The organism is Pedobacter sp., assembly GCF_035317785.1.
In the GTDB taxonomy this organism is placed as follows: Bacteria; Bacteroidota; Bacteroidia; order Sphingobacteriales; family Sphingobacteriaceae; genus Pedobacter.
This window is the reverse complement of the sequence record NZ_DATHGC010000271.1, coordinates 1-6,452: the sequence shown is the minus strand read 5'-3', so window position 1 is coordinate 6,452 and position 6,452 is coordinate 1. Positions and strand designations below refer to the sequence as shown.

The following is a 6,452-nucleotide window of genomic DNA, read 5'->3' as shown; positions in this document are numbered from 1 at the left end:
CATCCAGGGTATAAGCGAGTGCGACCAGCCCCTTTACATAATAAGGTACCCGCTCCCATCCGGAGCCTTTACCGCCCAGCCAGTCTGAACCGGCACCCAGGTTGTCTGCCTCAGGATAAAGTTCCTCAGCGTGTCCTGTAGCGCCGTCTTTTTGCAGCTCCAGTTGCTTTAATAACCAGCCTTTGGCTTTGATGCTGCCAAGAGGAAGCTGCACATAGCTTTGCGGAGAAAGTGGTGCACGGTTGTAATCGTAATTTTGAACTGTCTTTCTTTGCGCAAAGGCAATAAGGGAAGTTCCATAAAAAAGGCATATAAGCAAGGTGGTTCTACGCATTTTGATCATCGTTGTAACCTCAAATATATGCCCTTTATTTGAATCTCTTTACGCTCCTGTTTTGATGGTCATTAAAACTCTCCTTCAATTTCCCAGCCTTTTCTATATTTTCTTTTTAAGTATTTATTGGCTTCCGGGTTATTGGGGAACTTCATATTGGCGGCATCCCATTGCAGGAGCTGATCCGGGACACGGATCGCTACCGTACCCAATAAGATGGCCTCGGTCATCGGACCCGATTGTGCAAAGTGCGACTCTGTTTTTTCTCCGCCCAAACATGCATTTACAAAATGGTGGTAATGGTTGCGGCCTTCAATTTTACGTACTTCCTTGTCCTTAAATTTATCTACCGGCAGCAATACCGGCTTTTCTCCGCCGTGAGGGATCAGCAGGGCGCCTTCTGTACCAATCAGCATGGCGCATTCTTCGGGATATTTACCAGAAGTATATAATTCACGGACTTCCTGTGGTGGAAGCATCTCGCCGTCAAACCATTCTAAAGTCAGCTTGTCTGATTCTGTAAATGTATTGCCTGGAAATACCCAGGTGATGTGGTCGGCCCATGGCCAGTTTTCCTTTCTTTTTTCCGGAGCATTTTTCCAGGCCTGAAGAACTTCCGCCTGTACAGATATCGGGGCTTTGAGTCCCAGTCCCTTCCAGACTGCATCAAAGATATGGCAGCCAATATCTCCTGACCATCCCGTTCCAAAATCCTGCCATGACCTCCATTTGGCCTGGTGATAAATTCCTGGTCCGTAAGGCCTTACCGGTCCTGTACCCAGCCAGAGGTCCCAGTTTAAATTTGCTGGCGGGTTTTGTGCAGGCTGAGGCTCTACCATCCTGAATTCCACAGCACCTGATCTGTTTGAGCATAAATAAGCATGTTTAATCTTCCCGATCACACCATCTTTGATCAGCTGCACCGCTGTACGGTCACAGGCTGATGAGGCAATCTGGGTACCCAGTTGAGTGGTAACACCTGCTTTGATAGCTGCTTTAGTTAGTGACCTTACTTCAGCCACATCATGGCACAGCGGCTTTTGACAATAGACATGTTTACCTGCCTTGATCGCGCGGTAGGCGATCGAAAAGTGCATATGATCTGGCACGGACACATTCACAGAGTCAATATTTTTAGCTTCCTTTTTTAATAATTCCCGCCAATCGGTATAGGTTCTTACACCGGGAAGCCCCTCTGCTGCCTTTTTCAGGATGTCGCTGTCTACGTCACAGATCGCAACGATCTCCACATCGGGATGTGATTTAAAGTTACTCAGGTCATAGCCACCCATCCCCCCTACGCCAATACAAGCATGCCGGAGCTTAGTGCCGGGAGCTTTTGCCGAAGCAGTAAATGAGTTCATTAAGAGTGAGGGGGCAATGGCCGCAACCGCAGCTGATTGCAGAAATTTCCTGCGGGAAACCTCCGGGGTTTGGTTCTTTGTGGTCATAACAGGTTTATAATTGGTTACTCAGCTGTAAACAGCCTCTATACCAAATATATTGAATTTTATCTTGTATACACAAGTTATTGTAATACTTTATTAACAATATTAATTATAGAACATAAGCTCTATAATTATCGATTATAGAATAATTACTCTATAATTTGCTTTTATAGAACTTATACTCTATAATTGTATGGTATTTAATGATGAGTTATGAAAACAAAGGCTGTAATAACAGGAGATATCATCAACTTCACAAAGCTGCCACCGGCCAAAAGGAAGTCATTAATTGAAGATACAGCGCATTTACTTAAAACCTGGATCACAGAAAAAGTCAATGCAGAAATATTCAGGGGCGATAGTTACCAGGTACTTTTTGACCAGGCATCTGAAGCAATCACCAGAAGCGTACAGCTGGTTTGCTGGTTCAAAAAACATTCCGATGAAAAGAACAGACTGAGCCTGGGCACACGCATTTCCATAGGCATCGGGGAAGTTTCTTACATTGGTAAAAATGTATTGAATTCAGACGGTGAAGCATTTCACTTATCAGGCAGGAACTTTGACATTATGAAAGATGATGAATTTCTGGCTATCCATACCAACAACAATGAAAAAAATACCGGCATTGAAATCATACTTAACTTCGTAAATAAGTATATTAGCAATTGGACACCCGGACAGGCGGAGGTAATATTCCTGCTTCTGGAAGGTAAAATCCAGCAGGAGATCGCAGAAGAACTATCACTCTCCCAACCTTCTGTCAACAGCAGGCTGCGGTCTGCAGGATGGAAAGAATTTGAACCTGCAATGAAATATTTAGCTTACTTAGTACAACAGGGATAGATGGAAATAAACTTATTATTGAGGTTGCTTATCGCACATTTGCTTACTGATTTCGTTTTTCAGCCCAAAAGCTGGGTAAAGGACCGGGAAGAAAAAAGGGGAAGGTCCCGAAAACTCTACCTGCATATACTCGTCACCACACTGGTGGCATACCTCTTCTCCGGTGAATACTGTAACTGGGTCATTCCGCTGGTGATCCTCAGTACTCATCTTGTAATTGATTACCTTAAATCTAAGGCGGACAAAGGAAATTTCGGTTATTTCATTGCAGATCAGGTCGCACATGTTTTGGTTATAGTGATACTCTGGCTCTCTTTAAAAGATAAATGGACAGCTATACTGCCACTAATGCAGCTGCTCGCAGAAAACACCAGGTTCTGGATCATAGCCGGGGGATATATCCTTGCAAGCTGGCCCTTAGGCATAGTCATTGGAAAAGCAACACAGCGATGGCGCGACCAGATCTCGAGGGAAAAACTAAAGTCTGATCCTGAACCTGCAGCCGCAGCAATTCCTGAAGAGGATCTGGCAACAGATCACATTCCTGAAGAACAGATCATAAATAATGAAGAACAGGTACTCGGGCTCGCCAGCGCAGGCAAATGGATAGGGATCTGCGAAAGGATCCTGATCCTGACTTTTGTACTGGTAGGTCAATATACGGCCATTGGATTTTTGATGACTGCAAAATCAATATTAAGATTTAGTGAAAAGGAGGCCAATACTCAGTTAAAGACAGAATATGTATTGGTTGGAACATTGGTGAGCTTTGTATCGGCAGCAATGATCGGGATTTTGATGAACTTCTTTTTAAATTAATGGTTAAAAGATCTTTTTGTCATCAGTCATGAATACCCTTGTGCTTTCTGTATGCTCTCCCCCTTTTGCATCCTTATATTTTAAATTGATATAAAAAGCCCTGTATCCAGAGGCAGGTAACTCTTCAGTAACATTTACCACAGACTGGTGATGAATACCCAGGCTTCTGGATTGCCATTTATCGTTTCTAAAATCCATGTCCGGAGAATCAGCTTCCCAGATAATCACATCAGTCAGCCGGGCTGCCGTAGTTTTGACCGAAACATTAACGGCCTTGTTTGTTGATGAGGCTGTCCATGTACAGACAGGATAAGGGGTCTTTGATAAGGTATAGCCAAAGAAAGCGCTTAGGGTAGTCATCGCTTCTACCCCATCTCCCAGGCCGTGGCCTACATTGGGTACATAATGAATCAGGTTTTGGCCGGGTATGCTGTCGTAGTAATTTTTAATGTTATCTATAGGCCAGTATTCATCATTGGTGCCCATCACTATCATTTTAGGCATGGTCAGCATCTTTCGGTACGAATAAGGATCTATCATGGCAGTAAGGTCATTACTGGCATTTGTTCCTATGTCCTGAACAAGGCCAAGCTTAACGTAATCCTCTATCTGTACGCTGTAATCTTTCCAGACCTTGATCTGATAGTTCATACTGACCGGCATGTTCAGCATATCGATCACCATAGGTGCTATTGCAGTGACCCTCTTGTCGATGGCACCTGCAAGCCAGGTAGTCCAGCCGCGCTTGGATGCTCCGGATACCACGAAACGGCTAACCTTATGGCCGAGCTTCTGTTTTGAAAATTCCTGTACCGCAGTCATGGCACCTGTGGCGGATTTGACCATAGGAAAAAGTAAGGGCCAGCTGTAATCTCCGTCTTTTTTAAAGTTGTGCAGGGTATAAGAGATCAGCGCATCCTCAGTCAGGCCATTGTACAGCGGCTGATTTGGAGTTTGTTTCAATACAGCCGTTATTGCATTGTTTCGCTTCGCGATTGAAGCAAAGGTTTTGATCACACCATCATCTTTGCCATTCCAGTTTGGCAGCCCCTCTTTATTGATACTCCCTCCGGTAATGAACAGCAGGGCCCCGTCATATTTATTCTCTTTAGGGACCATTATGGTCAGCTGATGCGTCCATGTGTACTCACGCCATTTTTGCGAAGTCAGCAGAAGGGCGTAAACAGTTACATCATCAAGGATATACGATTCCTTAATTTCCCAATGATGGGTTTTATCGCCATTATTTAAATAGCTTTTTAAGGCCGTGGCCGGTGTTATTGCCGTTTGAGCCCGGGCAAATGAGCATAAAAATAATAAAAGAAGAACAGGAAGCCTTTTAAAAGAAAACATTTTCATTCCGTATCTGATTAGATCAGAATAAACATAAACTATTTTCTCCAATTATTTGAGTGCGATCTGAATCTTTTGCAGCTGCTGATTTCGGAAAAAAGATAAGGATATCTGGTGGCTCAACTGCAGGTTCATTTTCTCTTGCTGCAGATCACTGTAATTATTGACCTCTCGCCCATTAAATTCAAGGATCACATCATTGGGACTAAGCTTTCCGTACAGTAAACTTGTCCTCGGGACTGTGAGGAGCAGCACACCCCTCTCGGTATCCATTCCAGTAGCAGACCGCTCACCGAGCGTATTGAGGTTCTTAACCTTAGCTCCTAAAAAATCGTAAATCTGATCAGCTTTTGGCCCTTCCGAACCGCTGAGTACCGGTAAGGTAACCTTTTGTGCAATCGCCCTGAGCCGGGGTAACAAGACCCCAAACCGATCCATGGGAAAGTTCCTAAATCCGGTTTGAAGCGCAGCGGATCTGCTGCTTACGCGATAATCACCTGTTGCAGCATCTATAAACATCGGGTCGCCGTACCTGCTGTTCGCGTCAGTGCCGTTGGCCTGTGCCTTTTGCAATGAACGGGCATCGTTAAAAAAATTGGAATCAATGCCATTTCCCCAATCGCTGATCCCTATGGGGAAATAAGCGGACGAGACAATATTACTTCTGAAGCTGTCTTTACTGTTTTTAAACCACACATGCGGATGAAAAGAGTTGTTGAGGATCACATTATTAAAGACCTTACGGTAAAATCCTTCGCGGAGCTTAAGTCCTCCGTTGAGCAGTACGTTGTTGTAAATCTGATAATTGCCGGAACCATCATCTAAATCGATATCCCAGCCATGGTCACAGCGAAAACGGTTATTGCGGATCACGTTTGGCCGGATCATGTCCAGCAGGATCAGTTCCGGATGGACCGCCACAATGCTGTCCATCTTCGGCCGGTCAGGATGCCAGAAACGGTCTCTGCCCCAGGAATTGAAAGCGCCATGGTCACCGGTCTCCAAAACAGTATTGAAAACATCATTTCCTTCGATCACATGCCCGCCCCAGGTACCTTCACTAATATTGATACCTGCACGCGGCACATTATCTATTGTATTATGACGTACCACAATATTCATGGCCATAGAAATCTCCACCCCTGCAACCTGCTTCTCCGTCTGGCCGATATATTCAATCAGATTGTTATATACCAGGCAATCAGAGGGGTAATTGTCGGTCTTTGGCCCCGGGGTTTTATCGATAGCTGCCAGATCATTAAATTCTTCGTACCTGAATAACGGAGATCTGACAGCCCCGGGGTCACCAGCAAATATCACTGCACTGCTGCCTGCCCTGTCGATCCTGCAGGCCGACACCTCATTGTTCCTGTTGTAGTTGGTGAAAACTATCGCATTGCCGCCGACACTGTTGAAATAACAGTTTTTTATAGTGCATCCCGCAGCACCTTCCAATGTAACTGCCCCGCCCCGGTAGATCGTCCAGTCACTGCGCAGCAGAGGCTCTTTATTCTTCATGAAAGTACGCAGGGTCTGGGTAAGCTGGAACCCTGACAAATGTATATTTGTCACCGGAGCTGAGACCGTTCCTCTCAATTCAAACAAACTTTCTGTCTGGGGTGATTCGACCAGTGAATTCACCATGTCAAGCC

5 protein-coding genes and 1 pseudogene are annotated in these 6,452 nt (G+C 44.9%); 2 read left to right on the top strand and 4 right to left on the bottom strand.

Annotated elements, in window-relative coordinates:
- A pseudogene (locus VK541_RS16805) lies at nucleotides 1–334 on the bottom strand (hypothetical protein); the annotation flags it as partial.
- Between the two features lie 71 nt (nucleotides 335–405).
- Nucleotides 406–1,785, bottom strand: a complete 1,380-nt coding sequence (locus VK541_RS16800) for a Gfo/Idh/MocA family oxidoreductase (protein WP_324371489.1) — start codon at nucleotides 1,783–1,785, stop codon at nucleotides 406–408.
- 210 nt (nucleotides 1,786–1,995) lie between these two features.
- On the opposite strand from VK541_RS16800, the gene VK541_RS16795 reads away from it, so the two are divergent.
- Together VK541_RS16795 and VK541_RS16790 are read left to right on the top strand one after the other, a co-directional pair.
- Nucleotides 1,996–2,628, top strand: a complete 633-nt coding sequence (locus VK541_RS16795; protein WP_324371488.1) for a hypothetical protein — start codon at nucleotides 1,996–1,998, stop codon at nucleotides 2,626–2,628.
- Complete coding sequence (locus tag VK541_RS16790; RefSeq protein WP_324371487.1) at nucleotides 2,629–3,447, top strand: DUF3307 domain-containing protein; 819 nt, start codon at nucleotides 2,629–2,631, stop codon at nucleotides 3,445–3,447.
- Nucleotides 3,448–3,450: 3 nt separating this feature from the next.
- On the opposite strand, the gene VK541_RS16785 is transcribed toward VK541_RS16790, so the two are convergent.
- Both VK541_RS16785 and VK541_RS16780 read right to left on the bottom strand, forming a co-directional pair.
- Complete coding sequence (locus VK541_RS16785) at nucleotides 3,451–4,806, bottom strand: PhoPQ-activated pathogenicity-related family protein (protein ID WP_324371486.1); 1,356 nt, start codon at nucleotides 4,804–4,806, stop codon at nucleotides 3,451–3,453.
- A gap of 45 nt (nucleotides 4,807–4,851) precedes the next feature.
- Nucleotides 4,852–6,452, bottom strand: a 1,601-nt coding sequence (locus tag VK541_RS16780; RefSeq protein WP_324371485.1) for a PDZ domain-containing protein, incomplete at its 5' end; no start/stop codon positions are given.